Below are 21,783 nucleotides of genomic sequence, written 5' to 3'. Positions count from 1 at the left end.
CCTTACCAGGTCGCCAGCGTGGCGACTAACGCCGCCAGCACGCACACATAGAGGGCACAGTCGAATAACGCCTCGTGCCAGATCCAACGCGCCAGACCCGCGCGCTGTAAGCCCAGGCGCAATAGCCCGGTCAACAGCAACGCCAGCAGCGCATATAACAGCATGGGGCTGAGCAACACGCCGCCCACGGCCCATTCACGCAATTCCATCCGGCTCTCCTTGGCGTAGGCACCAGTGGCGCCAGCTGTGGGTCAATTGCAACAATGCGGCCTCAGCCAGGCGCAGTTCGATGGCCGGCGGCTGCGCGTGCAAAGCGTGCACCAGCGTCTCGACAGGCGCTTGCAAGGCATCCGCATGCTCGGCCGCCGGTCCGCGGCGCAGCAGGTCGCGTACCTCATTGAAGAAACGCTGCTCAGCCTCACGAGGCCGATTGCTCGCCGCCCCTAGGCACGCCCGCAAGTGCAGCAGTTCATCGCCCAGATCAAGGCTGTCGACGCCATCGTCCCAGCGACTGCGGGCGGCCTCTGGCAGCTGCGGGTAGTGCCGGGCCAGTTGCAGCAAGCGGTCGGCCATGCGCCCACCGAACCAGTTCTCCGCCCCCTCCAGCGCTCGCGTGCACAGCCGCGCCAAGTCATCCAGGGTCGCCCGTAGTAAACGACGGCCATGCCAGCGCGGGTCGCGCAGGGTAATCAGGCGAAACGCCAGAATCGCGCAGCCAACGCCGACCAGCATGGCCAGTGCCTCGTTGAGAAAGAACGCGACGTCAAAAATCATGGTGTTGCTCGGCGCACAGAGCACGATGAAGTGCAGACTGAAAGAGGTTGCCGTACCGGCCAGCGCCGGGCGCGCCATCCCCAGCAGGCCGAAAAACAGCGGTACACCGAGGACCAGACCAAGCATGGCAAAGCTGCTCAGTTGCGGCAGCAACAGTTGGCCGACAATAAAGGCCACCGGTAACGCATAGAAAATACCGCGCAGGAAGGACATGCCGATCAAGTCGGCGTTCTCGCGGCTGGCAAACAGGCTGCACACCACCGACGCCAACAGCAGCGCACCGCTGGCGGCAGTCCACCCGGTTGCCAGCCAGAAGGCCGACAGCACCAGCAGCGTCAGGCAACTGCGTAGGCCATACACCGCGGCCGTCTGCAGATCACGGTGCCAGGACAGCGCCGGCGATGCATCGGCCAGATCCTCACCTGACTCCACCGCCAGCAACGCCAGCTGCGCGCGCAGCATCTGGCGCACCAGCACCCCCAGGCGAGCCAGGCAGTAGTGGCGAGGCGAGGTCATGCTGCCCTCATCAGACTCGGCACGCAGATTGTCGTAGAGCGCTTGCTGCGCCGGCACATCAGGGTTGGCCAGCAGCGCTTGCACCTGTTCCAACCACGGCACCAGTGCATGCGCATCCTGCGGCTCCAGTTGTTGCCACTGGCGCGCCACCCCGCGGGCCAAGCGCAACAGCCCGAGCAACTCCCGGCTCAAGACCTGCAAAGCGCGCGCGCGCTGACGGCCGCTGCGGCCCTCAAACCAAGCATGCTCACGCTGGGCGTCCACCGCGACGATACGCCCGAGGTTTTCCAGCAGGCCCTGCCGACCGGCTTCACGCCCCTGCAGCGCGGCCGCCGCCGCATGGCTAACGCCCAGCAAAGCCGCCCGCGCCTGCAGCACCAGTTGATGTTCCACGCGCTGCGGCCAGAGCACCGCGCTGACCACCATTGAACAGAGAATACCCAGGCAGATTTCGGTGCAACGCGCCACCGCCTCATCGAACACCAGCAAGGGTTCGTCGACAATCGGCAGGCAGATAATTGCCACCGTATAGCCGGCCAGCACAAAGGAGTAAGCCCAGGCGCTGCGCAGCAAGGTGGACGCCGCCGTGCAGAGCCCCAGCCAGAGCGCCATGGTCAGCAGAAACAACCACGGGGCTTGGGCAAACGCGCCCATGAACACCACCGCCATGACCGTGCCCACCAGGGTACCCAGTAGCCGCGCCAAGCCTTTTTGCACGACCATGCCGGCCAGCGGCTGGGCCACGATAAAGGCCGTCATCAGCGCCCACTGTGGCTGATCTAACCCGAAACGCAGGGCACACCAAAGCGCCAGCCCGCCACTGAGCAAGGTTTTGCCCGCAAACTGCAAGGCGGCATTACTGGGCATCAGAAAAGCGGAAACAGCGTCGCGCACAGCGGCTACCTGAATGATTCACTAAACAAAAAGTAGCTGGCCATGACGGGGGCAGCTAAACATTCTCGGCTAATTATTAGCGAGCTAACATTTTATATCCAGAATACCCCTGTCGATCTGTCGTCTTTGCTGAGCGCTACTGACGCACCGTTACGCCCTGTGCGGCTAAGATTAAAAAACCCGCCGATTGGCGGGTCCATAACTGAAGGCGGGCGGTTAATCGCCCACTACACGGGTGCCACGGCAACAGACGCCCCGCGCACAGCCGACTCGCAAAGCGCCTCAGCGGGCGTCGATCTGCTGTTGGAGGTTCTGCACCTGGGCCTGCAGGGTGTTGATATTGCGGGTCATCTGCGCGCGGAAGGCATCAAACTCAGCCGTGCTGTTACCGGCGGAACGGGTTTCCAGATCCCCTTTAACCACCAGCAGATCCTGCTCCAGACGGGCGATGGCTTGGTTCGGGTTGCCGAGCTTCTTCAATGCCGCTACATCTGCGCTCAACCCGGCCACCTTCTCATCGAGTTTGGCTTGAGCCGCCAAGGCGCTTTTCAGGCTGGCCTGTTCTTTTTTCAGCGCTGCCTGCTCGCTACTGAGTTTGTTGAGTGTGGCTTCCAGCTTTGCGCCACCCCCTTCCTGGCTCTTCAGTTGCACGGCCAGCTGCTCAAGACGTTTGCTTTGCTCGCTCTGCTGGCTGCTCGCACCTTGCTGGCGCTTACCCAACTCCGCCAATTGGCTTTCCAGCTGTTTAACGCGCAGCTTCAGCGCTTCGCTGCCGCTGGTCACCGAAGACTCAGTGGCCACCACCTTGCCGGAAATATCCTGAATCCGCCCCGCCGCTTCCTCGCTGATCCGCGCGAAGCTCTCCTGGGTGGCCACCAGTTGCTGCTCCATCAGGCTGATCTGCTGAAAACTCCACCAGCCGAGCCCGCCCAGGGCAATCATCAACGCGCCAACCAGCGCCCACAGCGGGCCCGTGCTGGCCGGCTTGATCGGTGCTGCTGTGGCGGCACGGCCATAGCCATTGCCGCGCGGGGCCTCTGGGTGATCGGTCGCATACTCATCGTGATCGCGCTGTTCTGCCCGCAGGCTGGGCACGTGATCGAGTTCGTCGTGGGCATCGTTACGCATGGGTCAACCTTCAAGAAAGCGCGGGGGTCACAAATGCGGCGCAGTATAACGGTTCGCGCGCAACGCTTCAGTGTCGCGCCAAGTCGGGGCGAAACGCACTGACCAAGGGCACGGCACAGGTCATCGACACGCTGCAACCCGCGCAGTTCCTCAGACGCTGGAGTGGTATGCGCTTTGCAGTCACAGACTGGCGACATCGGCGCAACATCAGGGCATGCAGTCCGGCGGCAATAACGGGGGAAAGGTTCATGGAGCTAAACAGAGAAGTATTGGACTGTATGAAGAGCCTGCGCCGTCGGCTGCGAGAAGAGCAGGCGCTGGACATTCGCCTGAGCCAGCCAGACGCGATCAACAGCATGCTCAGCGCCTGTCTCACCTCAAGCAACGAGGAAACCCGCCGACTGGGGCAGCTGCTCGCCCAGTACAGCGACCGCCCCTTCGCGCCGGCCGGCGCTGCACCGCGCATGCAGGCTGGGCACCCACTATTGGTGGAAGAGCAGGCGCCTCGGCCAACCAGTGACTCGGTGCGCATGTACCGCGGCCAACGCGTCTACGCCTGAGTCAGCGCGGGTGCTGCGTTTGCCACCAGGCGCAGAATTCATCTAACGCACGCCACAGACTGACCTTGGGGTCGTACCCCAGGTACTGCTGCGCGCGGCTGATATCCAGGGAGAATTCCTTAGCCATCACAGCCACGCCCAAGCGAAATAGCGTCGGCTCCGGACGGCCCGGTAAAAGCTTACACAGCCCTTCATTCAACGTTGCGGCGCCGTAGGCCAGGCCATAAGGCAGATGGCGTGTGACAGTCGGAAGGTCGAGTTTGCGCAACACATAATTGACCACATCCCACAGCGGCACTGGCGTGCCATTGCTGATGTTGTACACCTGCCCCAGTGCCGGCCCCGCGGCCAGCAGGCAACTCATCAAGGCCTCGTTAAGGTTGTGCACGCTGGTGAAGTCGACCTTATTCAAACCGTTGCCGATGATCGACAAGCGGCCCTTGCGCTGCATATTAATCAAGCGCGGGAAAATGCTGGTGTCGCCTGCGCCGGTGACAAACCGCGGACGCAGCGCCAGCACTTCCAGGCCAAATTCCTGGGCCGCGAACACGTGCTGCTCAGCGAGAAACTTGGTCTTGCCATAATGATCGGAAAAACGCTTGGGCAGTTGCTCTTCCTTCAAACCAATATGTGCCTGGCCGTCGAAGTACACCGAGGGTGAAGACAGGTGCACCAGCCGCCGTACCTTCTGCTTCAGGCAGGCATCCACTACGTTTTCAGTGACGCTGACATTAGCCTGATAAAAGTGCTCGTAACGCCCCCACACCCCGACAGCGCCAGCGCAGTGCACCACCGCATCGATGCCCCGGCACAGCTGCTGCACCAGCGCCGGATCGGACAAGTCACCTTGGATAAACTCCGCACCACGTGCACACAGGTGCTCAACGCCCTCGGCGCGGCGACCGTTGACCCGCACATCCATGCCCTGCTCCAGAGCATGGCGGGCAAAACGCCCACCAATAAAACCGCTGGCCCCGGTTACCAGAATCTTCATTGCCGCCCCCGCTGAACATAATCGATGCGCCACTTTAGCAGCGCCCAGCAGCGCTCGCCGTGGCATTGCAGGCCAGAACAACGACTGCGCCTACCCTCTAATAGGCCAGCAGCCAACGCGCTAGCAGCTATGCTGTGCCCCACAGCGTATGACAAAGGAGCAACTGAATGGCCACGCACTGGATGATCTACGGCGCCAACGGTTACACCGGCCACTTGATCGCCGCCGAAGCCAAGCGCCAGGGCCTCACACCGATTCTGGCAGGGCGCAACCCGGCGGCGGTGCATGCCCTTGGCAGCCTGCTGGGCCTGGAATGCCGGATTTTCGATATTCACCAGCCGGACCGCGCCAAGGAGGCCCTGGCCGATATTGCGGTGGTCGCCCACTGCGCCGGACCGTTTTCTGCCACCAGTGCGCCGATGATCGATGCGTGCCTGGCCAGCGCCACCCACTATGTCGATATTACGGGCGAGATCAGCGTGTTTGAGGCGGCACATCGGCGTGATCAACAGGCGCGCGAACTGGGTGTGGTGATATGCCCCGGCGTGGGCTTCGATGTAATCCCCAGCGATTGCCTGGCCGCTTGCCTGCATCAGGCGCTGCCCGATGCCACGCACTTGGCGCTGGGTTTCGACTCGAGTAGCGGGCTGTCGCCAGGCACTGCCAAAACCTCGGTGGAAGGCCTCAAGCTGGGCGGCAAAGTGCGCCGCGCAGGTGTCATCACCGATGTGCCGCTGGGCTATAAACGCCGCGCCATCAACTTTGGTCGCGGTGAAAAACCCGCGGTGACCATTCCCTGGGGCGATGTCTCCACCGCCTACCACTCCACGGGCATCGACAATATCGAGGTGTACCTGCCGACGCCGACAGCCGCCGCGATTGTCATGCGCCTGATCGACCCGCTGCGCCCCCTACTGGGTCTGGATGCCGTGCAGAACTGGCTCAAGCGGCTAATTGAAAAACGCGTCAATGGCCCCGACGAAGCCATCCGCGCGCGCCAGCGTACCTGGCTCTGGGGCGAGGCGCGCAATGCCGCCGGCGTGGTGAAAACCGCTCGCTTGGAAACCGCCAACGGCTATGACGTGACCGTGCACGGGGCCTTGCTGGCGGTACGGCACCTGCTTGATTACAACGGTCCTGGCGGCTACTTCACCCCGTCGAAACTCCTCGGCGCACGCTGTGTGGAGCAATTGCCTGGCTCAAAAGCCATCCGCTTCGACTAAACCAATACCGGCTGCGCCCGGTTGGTGCTAACGCTTTAGCGCTTCGCGACTACTAACCCGGCAGCCGCATGGTGCTGCAAATGCTGGGTCAATGCGCTCAGCAGTTCGCCGCCGCTGCGCCAGTGATGCCAATACAATGGCACATCCAACGGCCGCTCAGGCAGTAACTCGCATAACCGGCCCGCCACCAGCTCCGCCTGCACCTGCAGCTCAGGCATCAAGCCCCAGCCCAAACCAGCCTCGGCCAACCGCACGAAGCCTTCCGACGACGGGCACAGGTGGTAGGTAAATCCGCCCTCTACGCCCAGCGCCGACAGGTAACGGTGCTGCAAGAGATCATCCGGGCCAAAGACAATCGCCGGCGCCTGCGCCAACTCCGCCGCTGTTACGCCGCGGGGAAAATGCCGCGCAATAAACCCGGGGCTGGCCAAGGCACGGTAACGCATGCTGCCCAGCAACAGTGCCCGTGCACCGGCCACCGGCCGTTCGCTGCCACACACACAGGCCGCCACCTCACCGGCCCGCATACGCTTGAGGCCAACATCCTGATCTTCCACCACCAGCTCCAGCAGCAAGCCCTGCGCCGTACAAAAACCGCCCACGGCCTGCGCCCACCAGGTGGCCAGGCTGTCTGCATTTAAGGCGATGCGTAGCCGCTCGGGTGGCCCGCCTTCATCCAGCCCAGGCACCTGCGCCTGAATATCGCGCTCTAGCAGTCGCACCTGCTGCACATGGTTAAGCAACCGCCGGCCGATTTCCGTTGGCGCCGGCGGCAGCGCGCGCACCAACACCGGCTGCCCCACCCGTGCTTCCAGCAATTTGATGCGCTGGGACACCGCCGACTGCGACAAACCCAGCACCTGAGCGGCGCGTTCGAAGCCGGCCTGCTCCACAACAGCAGCCAGGGCGGCGAGTAATTTGTAGTCGAGCAAATCAGTTTCCCTAATGAGCAATCACCAATATTTGTTTCTCTTATACATCCGCGCGCAACAAACTCGCCACATTCCCCACCACAATCAGAGCACTCCCCATGGCCGGCGAAACCTCACTGACAACCTTGTTACGCAGCATGACGCCCGTGCTGAACGAGGGCGCCTACGTCTTTTGCAGCCTGACTGACGCCACTCAACTGCAAGGTGTGCAGCCGCTGGGCAGCTTTCAGGAACGCGAAGGCCTGACCGTGATTGTGCAGCGCCAGCAGGCCGAACAGCTGCAGCTTGAAATCGACTATGTGGCGGCCTGGCTGACCCTAAACGTTCACTCAGCGCTAGCGGCAGTGGGTTTGACGGCGGCCGTAGCTGGCGCGCTGGCGGGCGCAGGGATCAGCTGCAATGTGATCGCCGGCTATTACCACGACCACCTGTTTGTCGCCCATGCCGACGGCCCGCGCGCCCTCGGCGTGCTGCAGCAACTGGCCAACGGCGCGGAGTAACCAACATGTGGCAAAGCTATAGCAACGGTCTGCTGATCGCCGCCGGACTGATCATTGCACTGGGCGCTCAAAACGCCTTCGTCCTGGCGCAAAGCCTGCGCCGCGAACATCACTTACCCGTAGCCATGCTGTGCGTGGTATGCGATGCCCTGCTGGTAACAGCAGGCGTGTTCGGGTTGGCGGCCGTGCTGGCACAGAATCCGATCTTGCTGGGCGTCGCCCGCTGGGGCGGTGCTGCGTTTCTGCTCTGGTACGGCGCCCAGGCCTTGCTGCGCGCCGCACGCCCGCAAGCACTCAATCACGCTGGCGAGACGGGCCCACGCTCACGCCGCGCGGTACTGCTGGCGGCACTGGCCGTCACCCTGCTAAACCCGCACGTTTATCTGGATACCGTGTTGCTGATCGGCTCGCTCGGCGCACAGCAAACAGTGCCCGGGGCTTACGCACTGGGCGCGGCCAGCGCCTCATTAATGTGGTTCTTATTCCTGGCACTCGGCGCGGCTTGGCTCGCCCCCTGGCTAGCCCGCCCGAGCACCTGGCGCTTTATCGATCTGGTCGTGGCATTGATGATGTTCAGCATTGCCTGGCAGTTGCTGCGCGACACCAGCATGGCCTGAAACAGCGCGGCAATAAGCCCGCGCGCAATGCGCCAAGTTGGGTTCCCACACAGTTGCCGCGTGTTTAAGGCGCAGGGCCAGTGCTATGATCTTCGGCTTGCGGCGCAAAGAGATAACTCACGCCGCTGAAGTGGCCGCCCGTGATCGGCCTCGCGCACACCGCACCTGACCTGATTAGGAGATAAACCATGGCTTTCGAATTGCCGCCGCTGCCCTACGCACATGACGCCCTGCAGCCGCACATTTCCAAGGAAACCTTGGAATTCCACCACGACAAGCACCACAACACCTATGTCGTGAACCTGAACAACCTGGTACCTGGCACCGAGTTCGAAGGCAAAACCCTGGAAGAGATCGTTAAGACCTCCTCGGGTGGCATCTTCAACAACGCCGCTCAAGTGTGGAACCACACCTTCTACTGGAACTGCCTGGCACCCAACGCCGGCGGCCAACCGACAGGCGCTCTGGCTGACGCAATCAACGCAGCCTTCGGTTCCTTCGATAAGTTCAAGGAAGAGTTCAGCAAGGTTTCCATCGGCACCTTCGGCTCCGGCTGGGGCTGGCTGGTGAAGAAGGCTGACGGCTCCCTGGCTCTGGCCAGCACCATCGGCGCTGGCTGCCCGCTGACCAGCGGCGACACCCCGCTGCTGACCTGCGACGTCTGGGAACACGCTTACTACATCGACTACCGCAACGTGCGTCCGAAGTACGTAGAGGCGTTCTGGAACCTGGTTAACTGGGACTTCGTCGCGAAAAACTTCGCTGCTTAAGCCCTCGCGTTAGCCCACAACAAACCCGGCCAAGTGCCGGGTTTGTTGCTATATGCGTCATGGTTCTGGCAACTGGCGCTGTTGTCCGCCAGGCAACTCAAACGACCATCACCTGGGGTAGCCAACAGCACTGAACCAGCAGAGCTGCGCGTCGCCAGCAGGCCTCCACAGCACCCGCAGGTACTGCACCAAAGGTATTGTGGATAATCAGCTAAAGGCTGGTATACATTCGCAATGAGCACTGGCATTGCAATCAAAACAACTAACCGCAAAAAAATGCCCAACGGCGCTCAAGCCATACAGAGCTCACACCGATACACTGCAAACAACACCTAGGCACGCCAGAATTCGCGCCATCGCAGCGCAACAGAATGTGTTCGACATATGTGAGTAATGGCCCTTTGACTGCAAGCGCGACTTTGCCAATACTCAGTGCGTCTGATGCCAACGGCTTCGAACAAGGAATCGCCACTTGAAGCTGGAACTCAAAAACAGTTTGTCACTTAAATTGCTCCGCGTAGTGCTGCTCTCAGCGCTCATCGTCGGGGTAGTGCTGAGTTTCGCCCAAATCGTTTTCGACGCGTACAAAACGCGCCAGGCCGTCGACAACGAGGCGCACCGAATCCTTGGCATGTTCCGTGACCCTTCTACCCAGGCGGTCTATAGCCTGGATCGGGAAATGGGCATGCAGGTAATCGAGGGTCTATTCCAGCACGAGTCCGTACGCATGGCCTCCATCGGCCACCCAAACGAGCCGATGCTGGCAGAGAAATCCCGCGACCAGGTTGCCAGCCCCACGCGCTGGCTGACCGACCAGATCCTCGGCAAAGAACAGAGCTTCACCACTAAATTAGTCGGCCGTGGCCCTTACAGTGAGTACTACGGCGACCTCAGCATCACCCTCGACACAGCCCCCTACGGTGAGAGCTTCGTCACCAACTCGGTGGTCATCTTTATTTCCGGCGTGCTGCGCGCCATGGCCATGGGCCTGGTGCTGTATTTGGTCTACCACTGGTTGCTGACCAAACCGCTGTCAAAGATCATCGAGCACCTGACCAACATCAACCCGGACCGCCCCAGCGAGCACAAGCTACCGATGCTCAAGGGCAATGAGAAAAACGAGTTGGGGTTATGGATCAACACCGCCAATCAGCTGCTCTCGTCCATCGAGCGCAACACCAACCTGCGCCGTGAAGCGGAAAACAGCCTGCTGCGCATGGCTCAGTACGACTTTCTCACAGGCTTACCGAACCGCCTGCAACTGCAACAGCAACTCGACAAGATTCTCGAAGACGCAGGCCGCCTAAACCGGCGCGTGGCCGTACTGTGCGTTGGCCTGGATGACTTCAAAGGGATCAATGAGCAGTTCAGTTATCAGACCGGCGACCAGTTGCTGCTGGCCCTGTCCGACCGCCTGCGCAGCCACAGCGGTCGCCTCGGCGCTCTGGCCCGTCTCGGAGGCGACCAGTTTGCCCTGGTGCAGGCCGATATCGAGCAGCCTTACGAGGCCGCTGAGCTGGCGCAAAGCGTACTCGATGACCTCGACAACCCATTTATGCTCGACCAACAGCAAGTGCGCCTGCGCGCCACCATCGGCATCACCCTGTTCCCGGAAGACGGCGACAGCACCGAGAAGCTGCTGCAGAAAGCCGAACAAACCATGACCCTGGCCAAGAGCCGCTCACGCAACCGTTACCAGTTTTACATCGCCAGTGTCGACAGTGAAATGCGCCGCCGCCGGGAGCTGGAGAAAGACCTGCGCGATGCCTTGGCCTTAAATCAATTGCACCTCGTTTATCAGCCACAGGTGGATTACCGCGATCACCGCGTGGTCGGCGTCGAAGCCCTGCTGCGCTGGCAACATCCGCAACACGGTTTGGTGCCGCCTGATCTGTTTATTCCATTGGCCGAACAGAACGGTACCATCATCCCTATTGGCGAATGGATCCTCGACCAAACCTGCCGCCAACTGCGTGAATGGCACGACCAGGGCTTTAATGAGCTGCGCATGGCAGTCAACCTGTCCACCGTACAACTGCACCATGCCGAGTTGCCACGGGTGGTCAATAACCTAATGCAGGTCTATCGCCTGCCGCTGCGTAGCCTAGAGCTGGAAGTCACCGAAACCGGCCTGATGGAAGACATCAATACCGCCGCTCAGCATCTACTCAGCCTGCGCCGCTCCGGTGCGCTGATTGCGATTGATGACTTCGGTACTGGCTACTCTTCGTTGAGCTATCTGAAAAGCCTGCCGCTGGACAAGATCAAGATCGACAAGAGCTTCGTCCAGGATCTGCTGGAAGATGAAGACGATGCGACCATCGTACGCGCCATTATTCAGCTGGGTAAAAGCCTCGGCATGCAGGTGATCGCCGAAGGGGTGGAAACCATCGAGCAGGAGGCCTACATCATCGCCCAGGGTTGTAACGAGGGTCAGGGCTACCTTTACAGCAAGCCACTCCCAGCCCGCGAACTGACGGCCTACCTGAAGCAGGCCAGACGCCTGAACAGCGCTGCCAACCCCGCAACGCTTTAATGCCAAACACCAATTAAAAAGCCCGCCAATCGGCGGGCTTTTTCTTACACAACGCATTCGCTTAAAAGCTGTTGATCCCCAATAACCAGGCAGTGCCCAGCGCACCGGCCACACACAGCACCACCCCGCCTGCCGCTTGCCAGTAAAACTGATGCACCAGTTCATCCTCACCGGCGCAGGACAGAATAAACGGCTGCGTTTCGTGCGGCTTGGCCAAGTGATGCTGCACCGGCTGAGCACTTTGCCGACGATGACGGTCTTCAGCTTCCAGGCTCGCGGCGAGCTGCACCCGCTGCCACTCCCGCTCATCCAGATGACCATTACCGTCGCTGTCGAAGCGCTGCAGCAAGCCGCCAAAGTCCCCCTTCCACTCACGAATCACGGCACCCTGTGCAGCCGTCAGATCAAGCCCCTGACGCCCGCCACCGCTGCTGCGAAAGTCGCCAATGGCATACAGCGGCTGGCCAGCATGCAAGCGTTCCTCGGTATAGCGGTAGCGCTCTCCATCGCTAAATAGCGCCCGCCACCCGGTTTTCGCGGTGCCCAGCGGGTGGCGCAAGCTGCCTTTCCAGACCTCACGCGTCTGCGGCCGTACCTGTGCGCCACGCGGGTCAATCAAACAACTGCCGGTGCTGTCGTCAAGTTGCAGCAAGGCTTCGCTGCTGGCGCTTTCGAGGGTACGCCAGCTGCGTTTCTTGCCGCTTGAGGTGTATTCCTCGATTTTGTAACGCCACCATAGGCAAGGGGTATGGGTCAGAGGCCCGAGTAGCGGCGCCTCGGCGCGGTCATGCAGCACGCCGTAGAACTCGACATAGCCCTGGGCGGCCGAGCGAATCTTCGAGGTTGGTGTGTCGAGCAGGTGCCGCGCCTGCGCAAAACGCTGCAAAAACAACCACGCACCACCTGCGCTCACCGCCACGCTGCAGGCCAGCCCGATCAATTGCCCGGGGTTATCCACGGTTTAACCAAACAGCGACTTGAGGTCGACATCAGCCTTTTCCGAGTCGCTAAATTGCAACAGTACGGCTTCCTTAAAGGCAAATGCGCGCGCAATCAGCACATCGGGAAATTGCTCGATGCGCACGTTGTTTAGATTGACCGCTTCGTTGTACAGCTCGCGTCGGTCGGCAATGCCGTTTTCCAGGCCACTGATGCGCTGTTGCAAGTGCTGGAAACTTTCATTGGCTTTCAGTTCTGGGTAATTCTCTGCCAGCGCAAACAACTGACCAAGCCCGGCACGCAACCCTGTTTCGGCCTTGCCCAGCGCCTGCATGTCACCTTTGGCCTGAGCATTGGAAACTGCCTGACGCGCGGCAATAACGGCCTCCAGCGTGCCGCGCTCGTGCTGCATGTACTGTTTGCAGGTTTCCACCAGCTTGGGCAGTTCTTCGTGACGCTGCTTGAGCATCACCTCGATATTCGACCACGCCTTGCTCACGCCGTGCTTTAAACGCACCAGCGCGTTGTAGAGCACCACGGCATAGGCCGCGAGCAGAATCAGCAGCACAACAATGACGACACTGGTCAGGCTCATGCGTTACTCCGAGCGGTTATCAAAAAACAATTATGTTGAGCATTTTAGCCCTATCAAATGGCCCTATCGCAGACCTTGCACACAGCTATTAGTGAAAAAACACCAACGACCCTTTGCGCAAAATGAAAATCTTTCGCATTATGGTTAAGTTTTTGCGCCTACTTGCACGGGCACTTCACTCTTACTTGCAAAGGATTCCGCCATGCTCCGTATGCCACTGGCCTCAGCCAGCCTGCTTGCCATCGCCATTTCACTCGCAGGTTGCGGTGAAGACAAAACCCCCGCCAACCAAGCCACAGCCCCTGCTGCCAGCAGCGCCAGCGCACCGGCAGTGGCCGCCAGCCAAGTCGACGAAGCCGCCAGCAAAGCTGTCGTCAATCACTATGCGGACCTGGCCCTGGCCGTTTTCAGCGACGCTGCCAGCACCGGCAAAGCACTGCAAAGCGCAATTGATGCACTGCTCGCCAACCCGAATGACGACACCCTGAAAGCCGCTCGTGAAGCCTGGCTGGCAGCCCGTACACCGTACATGCAAAGTGAAGTGTTCCGCTTCGGCAACGCCGTTGTGGACGACTGGGAAGGCCAGATGAATGCCTGGCCGCTGGATGAAGGATTGATCGACTATGTCGCCACGGACTACCAGCACGCCTTGGGCAACCCGGGCGCCAGCGCCAACATTATCGCCAATACTGAGATTCAAGTCGGTGAAGACACGCTTGATGTCAGCACCATCACGCCAGAACTGCTGGCCAGCCTGAATGAACTGGGCGGCTCCGAGGCCAACGTTGCCACCGGTTACCACGCCATCGAATTCCTGCTCTGGGGCCAAGACCTCAATGGCACCAACCCAGGCGCCGGCGAGCGGCCTGCAACCGACTTCGTGGTAGGCGAAGGCGCTACCGGTGGCAATACCGAACGCCGCCGCGCCTTTATCAAAGCGGCCAGCGATCTGCTGGTCAGCGACCTCGACGCGATGGTTGTGCAATGGCAAGCCGGTAACGCCGACAACTACCGCGCCGAACTGCAAGCCGACACCGCCGAGAACGGCCTGCGCAAGATGTTCTTCGGCATGGGCAGCCTGTCGCTCGGAGAACTGGCCGGCGAGCGCATGAAGGTCGCGCTGGAAGCCAACTCCACTGAAGACGAGCATGATTGCTTCAGCGACAACACCCACAACTCGCATTTCTACAACGCTAAAGGGATCCGTAACGTTTACCTCGGCGAGTACAAGAAGGTTGACGGCAGCACCCTGACCGGCCCTAGCTTGTCGTCGCTGGTGGCCAAGGCTGACGCCGCCGCCGACAGCACACTGAAAGCGGACCTAGCCACCACCGAAGGCAGACTGCAGGCCCTGGTCGACAGCGCCAACAACGGTCAGCACTTCGACCAGCTGATCGCGGCTGACAACACCGAAGGCCAGCAGATCGTTCGTGACGCCATCGCCGCACTGGTCAAACAGACCGGCGCCATCGAGCAGGCAGCCGGCAAACTGGGGATCAGTGATCTGAATCCGGATACCGCTGACCACAGCTTCTAATCGTGTAGGACTTGCTGCGCGTCGGCGATACTGCGTTGAAAACAGCCTCGGAATGCTCATTTACAACACGTAAACTCCGCTTCCTCGGCTGTTTTCGCCTTGTCTCGCTCTAGCTCGCGAAGTCCGAAAATTGATAGCACATAAGAAGCCGCGACTCCTTAATCGGAGTCGCGGTTTTTTTGTCGCCTGCCATCCCTGGCGGCCACCCCTTCGGGGCCGTCGCTACGCAATGTCAACATTCGCTCCCGGTGATTCTTTGTGGCCTGCATTTACGGACGGGCACCTTTCTGGGTTGTCGCTACGTAACCCCCGCAATCGCTTGTGGCGGTTTACTGCCTGCGACCTTTAACCACCACTGATAATGCAAATCCGTCTTATTTAATGACGATCAGACTGTTAATATCTGCGGCCTGTTTTTCTGTCGCGGACACCTCCCATGCTTGCGCCGCATCGCACTGCTTTCCTGCTGGCCTTGAGCCTGAGCGTGGTCGCCTGCGATAAAACCCCACAGTTCACCCAAGCAGAGCCTGGCGAAGCCCTGTCTGCCGGCAGTGCCACCGTGCGTAAGGCTGACCAGAATGCCTTTTCCTTGCCCTCGGCTAATCTGTCGCCTTCACGCCGGCTGGATTTCAGCGTCGGTAACAGCTTCTTCCGCAACCCCTGGATTAGCGCACCGGCCACCACCACTGCGCGCGACGGCCTCGGCCCGCTGTTCAACACCAACGCCTGCCAGAACTGCCATATCAAGGACGGTCGCGGCCACCCACCAGGCCCGGATGCGCAGAACGCGGTATCCATGCTGGTGCGCCTGTCGATTCCGGCTGGCAGCGAGCATGCGCAGATCATCAAGCGCCTTGGCGTGCTCGCCGAACCCACCTATGGCAGCCAATTACAGGACATGGCCAACCCCGGCACTGCGCCTGAAGGCAAGGTACGCGTCAGTTACAGCCTGCAGCGCTTGAGCTTTGCTGATGGCCTAGAGGTCGAACTGCGCAAGCCTACCCTTGAGATCAGCCAGCTCGGCTACGGCGCCCTGCATCTCGACACGCTATTTTCCGCTCGTATCGCCCCACCGATGATCGGTCTCGGCCTACTGGAAGCCATTAGCGAGGCTGACATCCTGGCCAATGCCGACCCTGAAGACCGCAACGGCGATGGTATTTCCGGGCGCGCCAACCAGGTCTGGGACCGTGCCGAGCAGCGCACAGTACTCGGGCGTTTCGGCTGGAAAGCCGGGCAACCCACGCTCAACCAGCAGAATGCTGACGCCTTTGCCAATGACATGGGCCTGACCAGCAATCTGATTAGCCAGGACAACTGCACGGCGGCACAGCTGGACTGCCGCATCGCGCCCCACGGCGGCGAGCCGGAAGTTAGCGACAACATTCTCGCCAACGTTCTGTTCTACACGCGCAACCTCGGCGTACCCGCACGACGCGGCGCGGACACCGCGCAGGTGATCGCCGGCAAAAACCTGTTCTATCAGGCCGACTGCCAAAGCTGTCACACCGCGCAATTCACCACCGCCGGCGACGCTGCCGAGCCAGAGCTGGCCAATCAAACAATCCGTCCGTACAGCGATTTGCTGCTGCATGACATGGGCCCCGGCCTGGCCGACAATCGCCCGGAATTCCTCGCCAGCGGCCAGGAATGGCGCACCCCTCCGCTGTGGGGCATTGGTTTGACGGCAACGGTTAATGGCCACACCCAGTTTCTGCATGACGGTCGCGCACGCAACCTGCTAGAGGCCATCCTCTGGCACGACGGCGAGGCGCAGGCCGCCAAACAACACGTCCTGACTTTCACCGCCGATCAGCGCCATGCGCTGTTGGCTTTTCTGAACTCGCTGTAGGAGTCACTCATGATCCGCTCCCCCCTGGGCCTGGCCCTACTCAGCCTGACACTCACGGCTTGCAGCCCGAGCAACCCGCAACAGCAGGTCAGCCAGGCGCTGACCGATGGCGTACTGCTACCCATCTACAGCGCTTGGCACGAAGCCGACCGCCAACTGGCCATGAGTGCCCAGGCCTTCTGCAGCGACCAGCAGAGCCTGACCGAGGCCCGCCAGGCCTTCACCAGCGCGCAAAGCGCCTGGGCCGCGGTACAACCGGCCGCTGTCGGTCCTCTGGCCGAAGGCAACCGTGCGTGGCAAGTGCAGTTTTGGCCCGACAAGAAAAACCTGGTCGCGCGCCAGGTTGAAGCACTGCTCAATAGCAAGCCTGAGCTGACCCCGGCCGACCTGGGTAAATCAAGCGTGGTCGTGCAAGGCCTGACAGCCTATGAATACCTGCTGTTTGATCCGGAAATTGACCTGAATAACGCCGAGCAGAAGGCCCGCTATTGCCCGTTGATGATCGCCATTGGTGAGCATCAGCAAGCACTCGCCGCCGATGTGCTGGCCAGCTGGCAGCGTGCCGACGGCATGGCCGCACAGCTAAAGAACTTCCCCAATGAGCGCTACGCCGAAGCAGCGGAAGCGGTGGCGGAGTTGCTGCGCACTCAGGTCAGCGCGATCGATGGGCTGAAAAAGAAACTTGGCACGCCCATGGGCCGCCAGAGTAAAGGCCAGCCACAGCCTTATCAGGCCGAAGCATGGCGCAGCAACGCCAGCCTGACCAATCTTGCCGCCAGCCTGGCCAGCGCCGAACGCATTTGGCTGGGTGCCGAACAGGATGGCATGCAGGCGTTGCTCGGCAGCGACCACGCCGAACTGAAACAGCGCATCAACGCGGCCTACAGCGACACCCGCCAGCGTCTGGCCGCCGCACAGCGTCCGCTTGGCGAGCTGCTCAGCGACGAAGCCGGCCGCGCCGAACTGAACGCCCTGTATGACAGCCTGAATACCCTGCATCGCCTGCATGAGTCCGAGCTGGCGAAGACCCTGGGCATTCAACTGGGCTTCAACGCCCATGACGGTGACTGAGTGATGCAGATCAAACGCCGTACCTTCCTCGGTTTGGGTGCTGCTGCCTTAGCGGCTGGCGCCTTGGGTGGCTGGACGCTGATGCACAGCGGCCCACAACCGCTGCTGCTCTCGGCACGTAATGACAGCAGCGGCAAGCATTTTGCGGTGGGCTACCGCCTGGATGGCAGCCAGGTGTTTGCCACCCAGGTCAACGAACGCTGCCATGACGTTATCGGCCATCCATTTCTACCGATGGCATTGTTTGTCGGGCGTCGGCCTAGCACCGAGAGCTACCTGATCGACACCCGCGATGGCCGCCTGCTGCAAACCCTGCACTCAGAACAGCAGCGCCACTTCTACGGCCATGCGGTGTTCCATAAAGACGGTGAATGGCTGTACGCCACGGAGAACGACACCCGCGATCCCGGTCGCGGTGTACTGGGGGTTTACCGCCTGCAAGGCGAACAGCTGCAACGCACTGGCGAGCTCTCGACCCACGGCATCGGCCCGCACCAGCTGCTCTGGCTGCCAGACGGTGAAACCCTGGCGGTGGCCAATGGCGGTATCCGCACCGAAGCCGACAGCCGGGTGGAGATGAACCTCAACACCATGGAGGCCAGCCTGGTGCTGATGCGCCGCGATGGCAGCCTGGTGAGCAAGGAGCAACTGCCAGAGCGGATGAACAGCGTGCGGCATATGGCTGTGGCCAGCGACGGCACCGTCGTCACCGGCCAGCAATACATGGGCGAACTCAGCGATCGAGTGCCACTCCTGGCGATCAAGCGCCCCGGCCAACCCTTCCAGCATTTCCCGGTGGCCGATGCGCAGCGCCAGCTGATGAATCAATACACGGCCAGTGTGGCAATCCACAGTGAGCTACGCCTGCTGGCCTTGACTGCACCACGCGGCAATCGGGTGTTTATCTGGGACCTGGACAGCGCAGAGCTACGCCTGGATGCGCCCCTGGCTGACTGCGCGGGCGTCGGCGCGGTGGCTGAAGGTTTTGTCGTCAGCAGCGGTGTGGGCCGTTGCCGCCTGTACGACTGCCGCGGCGAGCGCATCGCCAGCCAGCCCCTGCAACTCCCCGCTGGCCTCTGGGACAACCACCTGCGCATGGCCTGAAGGCGCTTTACCCGGCTCGGTTGTATTAATACAACCGAGCCGCAGCGTAAACAGAGCCTGAGCAACAGGCACCTTGCGTTACGCGCTACTGTCTTAAATCTGTAACATGCTTGCGGCAGACTAAAGAATATTGCCGGCGCGCCGATCTATACGTTCTATAGGCCGCAACCTCCGGGCAACCCGGCCTAACCGATACCAGTCGATAGGGATCTTCGCAGTTAGGCCACTCAACGGCCTCGGTATTCTGCCTCCCACCTCCAGGGGTATCAGCCATTGTCTCTGCAAAAATCCTTACGCACGCAAATTCTCGCCCTATTTGGCGGCAGCCTGACGCTGATTCTGATCACCGCGCTCGCCTGCTTCAGCTTTCTATCCAATGGCATGCAGAACTACCGCGCCCTGCTCGAGGGGCCGCTGCAAGAATCGACCTTGATCGACGTCGCCAACCTGGAATTCAAAACCCAGGTGCAGGAATGGAAGAACGTATTGCTACGCGGCAACGACAGCGCTCAACTGAATAAATACTGGGGCCAGTTTGAGGCCCAGGAACGCAAGGTTCAGGACACCCTGGGCCAGCTCAGCCTGCTGGCAAGCAATGACCCCACCCTGAAAAGCAAAATCGATAGCCTGCGCCGCGAGCACCAGAACCTGGGCAGCAAATACCGCCTAGGCCGCGACGCCTTTATCGCCGCCGGGGCTGACGCCAAAGCGGGCGACAAAGCGGTTTCCGGCATCGATCGCAACGCCACCCAGCAGATGGAGGCGCTGGCTAAGGAGCTTCATGAACAAGGCGTGCACCAGGCCAGCCTGATCAATACCGCAGCCGACCGCACCATCACCCTTGGCACCCTGCTGATGCTGGGCGCCACCGTGATCATCACGCTATTCAGCATGTGGCTGATCAACCGCAACATGATCAACCCCATCCGTGAGCTGATCGAACACATCACCCTGCTAAGCCATGGCAACTTCGGCAAGCGCGTGGAATCCACCCGCCAGGATGAGCTGGGCAACTTGGCCGTGGCGGCCAATATCCTGCGCGACTTCCTCGCGGACACCTTCAGTCGCCTCAAGCGCAGCACTGAAGACCTCGACACCGCCAGCGGCGAACTCAACTCCATCGCTACTCTGATGGCCCAAGGCACCCGTGAGCAGTTCTCGCGCACCGACCAAGTCGCCACGGCGATGCACGAAATGTCCGCCACCGCCCAGGAAGTAGCACGCCACGCAGCTGAAGCCGCCAATGCCGCCGATGACGCCGACAGCGCAGCCCGCCAGGGTGAAACCGTGATGCAGGCCACCATCCAGACCATCACCGATATTCGTGGCGAAATCAGCAACACCTCCGACGTCATTCGCCGCCTGGAAAGCGACACCGGGCGCATCAGCAAGGTGCTGGAAGTGATTCGCGGAATTGCCGAGCAAACCAACCTACTGGCCCTCAACGCTGCTATCGAAGCGGCGCGAGCAGGCGAGCAGGGTCGTGGTTTTGCCGTGGTAGCTGACGAGGTGCGCACCCTGGCTCAACGCACGGCCGAGTCCACTGCAGAGATCCACCAGATCATCGACACCGTACAAACCGGGGCCGTCAATGCGGTACGTGCCATTGAGAGCGGCCAGCAACGCAGCGAAGAAGGCGTGACCCAGGTCACCGAAGCCGGGGCCACCCTGCAGCTGATCACCCGTGCGGTTGAAGCCATCCGCGACATGAACCGGCAGATTGCCACTGCCGCCGAGGAGCAGACCTCGGTCGCCGAAGACATCTCGCGCAACCTCACCGAGATCACCGCCATTGCCACGGCGAATCAGGAGAACGTGCAGCGCACCGAAAGCGCCGGAAAGAACCTTCACGAACTGTCTGGACAACTGAGTGACGTGACCCAACGCCTAAGCGCCTGACCCGCGTAACTGTAAGCAAAATGCCAGCAAATGCTGGCATTTTGCTTATTAAACGATCAATAAACCCGCGACAGCCGGCCCGGCAAACTTTTGCAAATGCGAATCTTTGACATGGCTTTTAAGGGGGTCTACTGTGCCCAACTTGCCTATTCCCAGGCCCCTCCCCATCTTGCCAAGGAACCGGAATATGTTGCTCCGCCGCATGCTGATCATGCTCGGCGTGGTACTCCTCGTGGTACTCGCCCTCGCCGCCTATAAAGGCTTCTCCATCTACCAACAAGTGCAGATGTTCTCGGCGCCGCAGCCGGCCATCAGCGTGGATGCCGCGACGGCCGAAGAACGCCCTTGGCAGACCCGCCTGCCGGCTATCGGCACACTGGTCGCCTTCCAGGGCGTCGACCTGACAGTTGAAGTCGCCGGCACCGTACAGAAGGTGCTGTTCCGCTCCGGCGAGCAGGTCACCTTGCAGCAACCGCTGATCCAGATGAACAGCGATGTTGAGCAAGCCAGCCTGGCCACCGCACAGGCTGAGCTGGGCCTGGCGCGTGTGGAATATGAACGCGGCCGCAGCCTGGTCAATCGCCAGAGCATCTCCAAGAGCGAGTTCGACCGCCTTTCCGCCAGCCTGCAAAAAGCCAACGCCAGCGTGGCGCAGCTACAGGCGCTGCTGGCGAAAAAACGCATCCTCGCGCCCTTTGCCGGCACCATCGGCATCCGCCAGGTCGATGTCGGTGACTACCTGGCCTCCGGCACCGCTATTGCGACCCTGCAGGACCTGAGCAAGCTCTACGTCGACTTCTTCCTGCCAGAACAGGCCGTGCCCAAGCTGGGCATCGGTGAACGCGTGCGCTTCAACGTGGCGGCCTACCCAGGCGAGGTGTTTGAGGGCGAAATTGCCGCCATCAACCCCAAGGTCGAAGACACCACCCGCAACGTGCAAGTGCGCGCCATGCTGGCCAACCCGGACAGCAAGCTGCTGCCCGGCATGTTCGCCAACCTGGAAGTGCTGCTGCCGGACGAGCAGAACGTCGTTGTCGTGCCGGAAACTGCAATCACCTACACCCTCTACGGCAACTCGGTGTACCTGATCAGCGAGAAGAAAGGTGAAGACGGCCAGGTGGTCAAAGACGACAACGGCCAGGCCGAACTGGCAGTCGAGCGCCGCTACGTCGAAACCGGCGAGCGCCGTGAAGGCCAGGTGGTGATTGTCAAAGGTCTGCAAGCCGGTGAGCAGGTGGTCTCTGCCGGCCAGCTGAAGCTGGATAACGGTGCCCACGTGAGCATCGCCAACGCGCAGGACAAGCCGAGCGCCGAGTAATCGCGCAGGCTCAAAGGAACTTAT

At 61.1% G+C, this 21,783-nt stretch carries 19 protein-coding genes; 12 read left to right on the top strand and 7 right to left on the bottom strand.

The genetic code is table 11. The features are described 5' to 3' along the window. Positions 1 to 2: 2 nt before the first annotated feature. The 3 genes from SOP97_RS17375 to SOP97_RS17365 form a co-directional block, all read right to left on the bottom strand. Positions 3 to 209 carry a DUF1656 domain-containing protein gene (locus SOP97_RS17375; protein WP_274087459.1) on the bottom strand — a complete coding sequence of 69 codons (207 nt, stop codon included), beginning with the start codon at positions 207 to 209 and terminating at the stop codon, positions 3 to 5. Continuing rightward, complete coding sequence (locus SOP97_RS17370) at positions 196 to 2,184, bottom strand: FUSC family protein (protein WP_322950293.1); 1,989 nt, start codon at positions 2,182 to 2,184, stop codon at positions 196 to 198. The genes SOP97_RS17375 and SOP97_RS17370 overlap by 14 nt, the downstream gene beginning before the upstream one ends. 282 nt (positions 2,185 to 2,466) lie before the next feature. Continuing rightward, positions 2,467 to 3,312 carry an ATPase gene (locus SOP97_RS17365; protein WP_322950292.1) on the bottom strand — a complete coding sequence of 282 codons (846 nt, stop codon included), beginning with the start codon at positions 3,310 to 3,312 and terminating at the stop codon, positions 2,467 to 2,469. A 248-nt stretch (positions 3,313 to 3,560) separates the two neighbouring features. Between SOP97_RS17365 and SOP97_RS17360 the strand changes: the two genes are divergently transcribed. Next, the gene (locus tag SOP97_RS17360) at positions 3,561 to 3,872 is read left to right on the top strand and encodes a hypothetical protein (RefSeq protein WP_322950291.1); all 312 of its coding nucleotides are present in this window, start codon (positions 3,561 to 3,563) and stop codon (positions 3,870 to 3,872) included. A 1-nt stretch (position 3,873) separates the two neighbouring features. Here the strand turns inward: SOP97_RS17360 and SOP97_RS17355 are convergent, their stop codons facing one another. Beyond that, entirely contained in the window at positions 3,874 to 4,866 is a 993-nt protein-coding gene (locus SOP97_RS17355) for an NAD-dependent epimerase/dehydratase family protein (RefSeq protein ID WP_322950290.1), read from the bottom strand. A 167-nt stretch (positions 4,867 to 5,033) separates the two neighbouring features. On the opposite strand from SOP97_RS17355, the gene SOP97_RS17350 reads away from it, so the two are divergent. Then, positions 5,034 to 6,089, top strand: a complete 1,056-nt coding sequence (locus SOP97_RS17350) for a saccharopine dehydrogenase family protein (RefSeq protein WP_322950289.1) — start codon at positions 5,034 to 5,036, stop codon at positions 6,087 to 6,089. Positions 6,090 to 6,124: 35 nt separating this feature from the next. Here SOP97_RS17350 and SOP97_RS17345 read toward each other — a convergent pair whose 3' ends face one another. After that, positions 6,125 to 7,021, bottom strand: coding sequence for a LysR family transcriptional regulator ArgP (locus tag SOP97_RS17345; protein WP_322950288.1), 897 nt, complete (start codon positions 7,019 to 7,021; stop codon positions 6,125 to 6,127). Positions 7,022 to 7,119: 98 nt separating this feature from the next. Here SOP97_RS17345 and SOP97_RS17340 point away from each other — a divergent pair, with 98 nt between their 5' ends. The 4 genes from SOP97_RS17340 to SOP97_RS17325 all read left to right on the top strand — a co-directional run bounded on the left by SOP97_RS17340 (position 7,120) and on the right by SOP97_RS17325 (position 11,444). Beyond that, on the top strand, positions 7,120 to 7,521 hold the full coding sequence (locus SOP97_RS17340; protein WP_322950287.1) for an ACT domain-containing protein: 402 nt from the start codon (positions 7,120 to 7,122) through the stop codon (positions 7,519 to 7,521). Positions 7,522 to 7,526: 5 nt separating this feature from the next. Next, on the top strand, positions 7,527 to 8,138 hold the full coding sequence (locus SOP97_RS17335; RefSeq protein ID WP_322950286.1) for a LysE/ArgO family amino acid transporter: 612 nt from the start codon (positions 7,527 to 7,529) through the stop codon (positions 8,136 to 8,138). Positions 8,139 to 8,326: 188 nt separating this feature from the next. Then, on the top strand, positions 8,327 to 8,908 hold the full coding sequence (locus tag SOP97_RS17330; RefSeq protein ID WP_274087467.1) for a superoxide dismutase: 582 nt from the start codon (positions 8,327 to 8,329) through the stop codon (positions 8,906 to 8,908). A gap of 472 nt (positions 8,909 to 9,380) precedes the next feature. Next, positions 9,381 to 11,444 carry a putative bifunctional diguanylate cyclase/phosphodiesterase gene (locus SOP97_RS17325; protein WP_274087468.1) on the top strand — a complete coding sequence of 688 codons (2,064 nt, stop codon included), beginning with the start codon at positions 9,381 to 9,383 and terminating at the stop codon, positions 11,442 to 11,444. Between the two features lie 61 nt (positions 11,445 to 11,505). Here SOP97_RS17325 and SOP97_RS17320 read toward each other — a convergent pair whose 3' ends face one another. Continuing rightward, positions 11,506 to 12,402 (bottom strand): GIDE domain-containing protein, encoded by an 897-nt coding sequence (locus SOP97_RS17320; protein WP_322950285.1) that lies wholly within the window; start codon positions 12,400 to 12,402, stop codon positions 11,506 to 11,508. A 3-nt stretch (positions 12,403 to 12,405) separates the two neighbouring features. After that, positions 12,406 to 12,978, bottom strand: a complete 573-nt coding sequence (locus SOP97_RS17315; RefSeq protein WP_322950284.1) for a LemA family protein — start codon at positions 12,976 to 12,978, stop codon at positions 12,406 to 12,408. Positions 12,979 to 13,180: 202 nt separating this feature from the next. Between SOP97_RS17315 and SOP97_RS17310 the strand changes: the two genes are divergently transcribed. The 6 genes from SOP97_RS17310 (at position 13,181) to SOP97_RS17285 (ending at position 21,759) form a co-directional block, all read left to right on the top strand. Next, complete coding sequence (locus SOP97_RS17310; RefSeq protein ID WP_322950283.1) at positions 13,181 to 14,515, top strand: imelysin family protein; 1,335 nt, start codon at positions 13,181 to 13,183, stop codon at positions 14,513 to 14,515. A gap of 436 nt (positions 14,516 to 14,951) precedes the next feature. Beyond that, on the top strand, positions 14,952 to 16,367 hold the full coding sequence (locus SOP97_RS17305) for a di-heme oxidoreductase family protein (protein WP_322950282.1): 1,416 nt from the start codon (positions 14,952 to 14,954) through the stop codon (positions 16,365 to 16,367). 9 nt (positions 16,368 to 16,376) lie between these two features. Further along, a complete protein-coding gene (locus tag SOP97_RS17300) occupies positions 16,377 to 17,438 on the top strand; it encodes an imelysin family protein (protein WP_322950281.1) in 1,062 nt (353 codons plus the stop codon). Positions 17,439 to 17,447: 9 nt separating this feature from the next. After that, positions 17,448 to 18,542: a DUF1513 domain-containing protein gene (locus SOP97_RS17295; protein WP_322950314.1), complete on the top strand. Its 1,095-nt coding sequence runs from the start codon at positions 17,448 to 17,450 to the stop codon at positions 18,540 to 18,542. Positions 18,543 to 19,298: 756 nt separating this feature from the next. Beyond that, the gene (locus SOP97_RS17290) at positions 19,299 to 20,441 is read left to right on the top strand and encodes a methyl-accepting chemotaxis protein (protein WP_411912082.1); all 1,143 of its coding nucleotides are present in this window, start codon (positions 19,299 to 19,301) and stop codon (positions 20,439 to 20,441) included. 187 nt (positions 20,442 to 20,628) lie between these two features. After that, a complete protein-coding gene (locus SOP97_RS17285) occupies positions 20,629 to 21,759 on the top strand; it encodes an efflux RND transporter periplasmic adaptor subunit (protein ID WP_322950279.1) in 1,131 nt (376 codons plus the stop codon). Positions 21,760 to 21,783 lie beyond the last annotated feature (24 nt).

The sequence above is a fragment of the Pseudomonas spirodelae genome (genome assembly GCF_034653255.1).
GTDB classification, from domain to species: domain Bacteria; phylum Pseudomonadota; class Gammaproteobacteria; order Pseudomonadales; family Pseudomonadaceae; genus Aquipseudomonas; species Aquipseudomonas spirodelae.
Note: the sequence above shows the minus strand (reverse complement) of the source record. Positions and strands in the feature narration are given on the sequence as shown.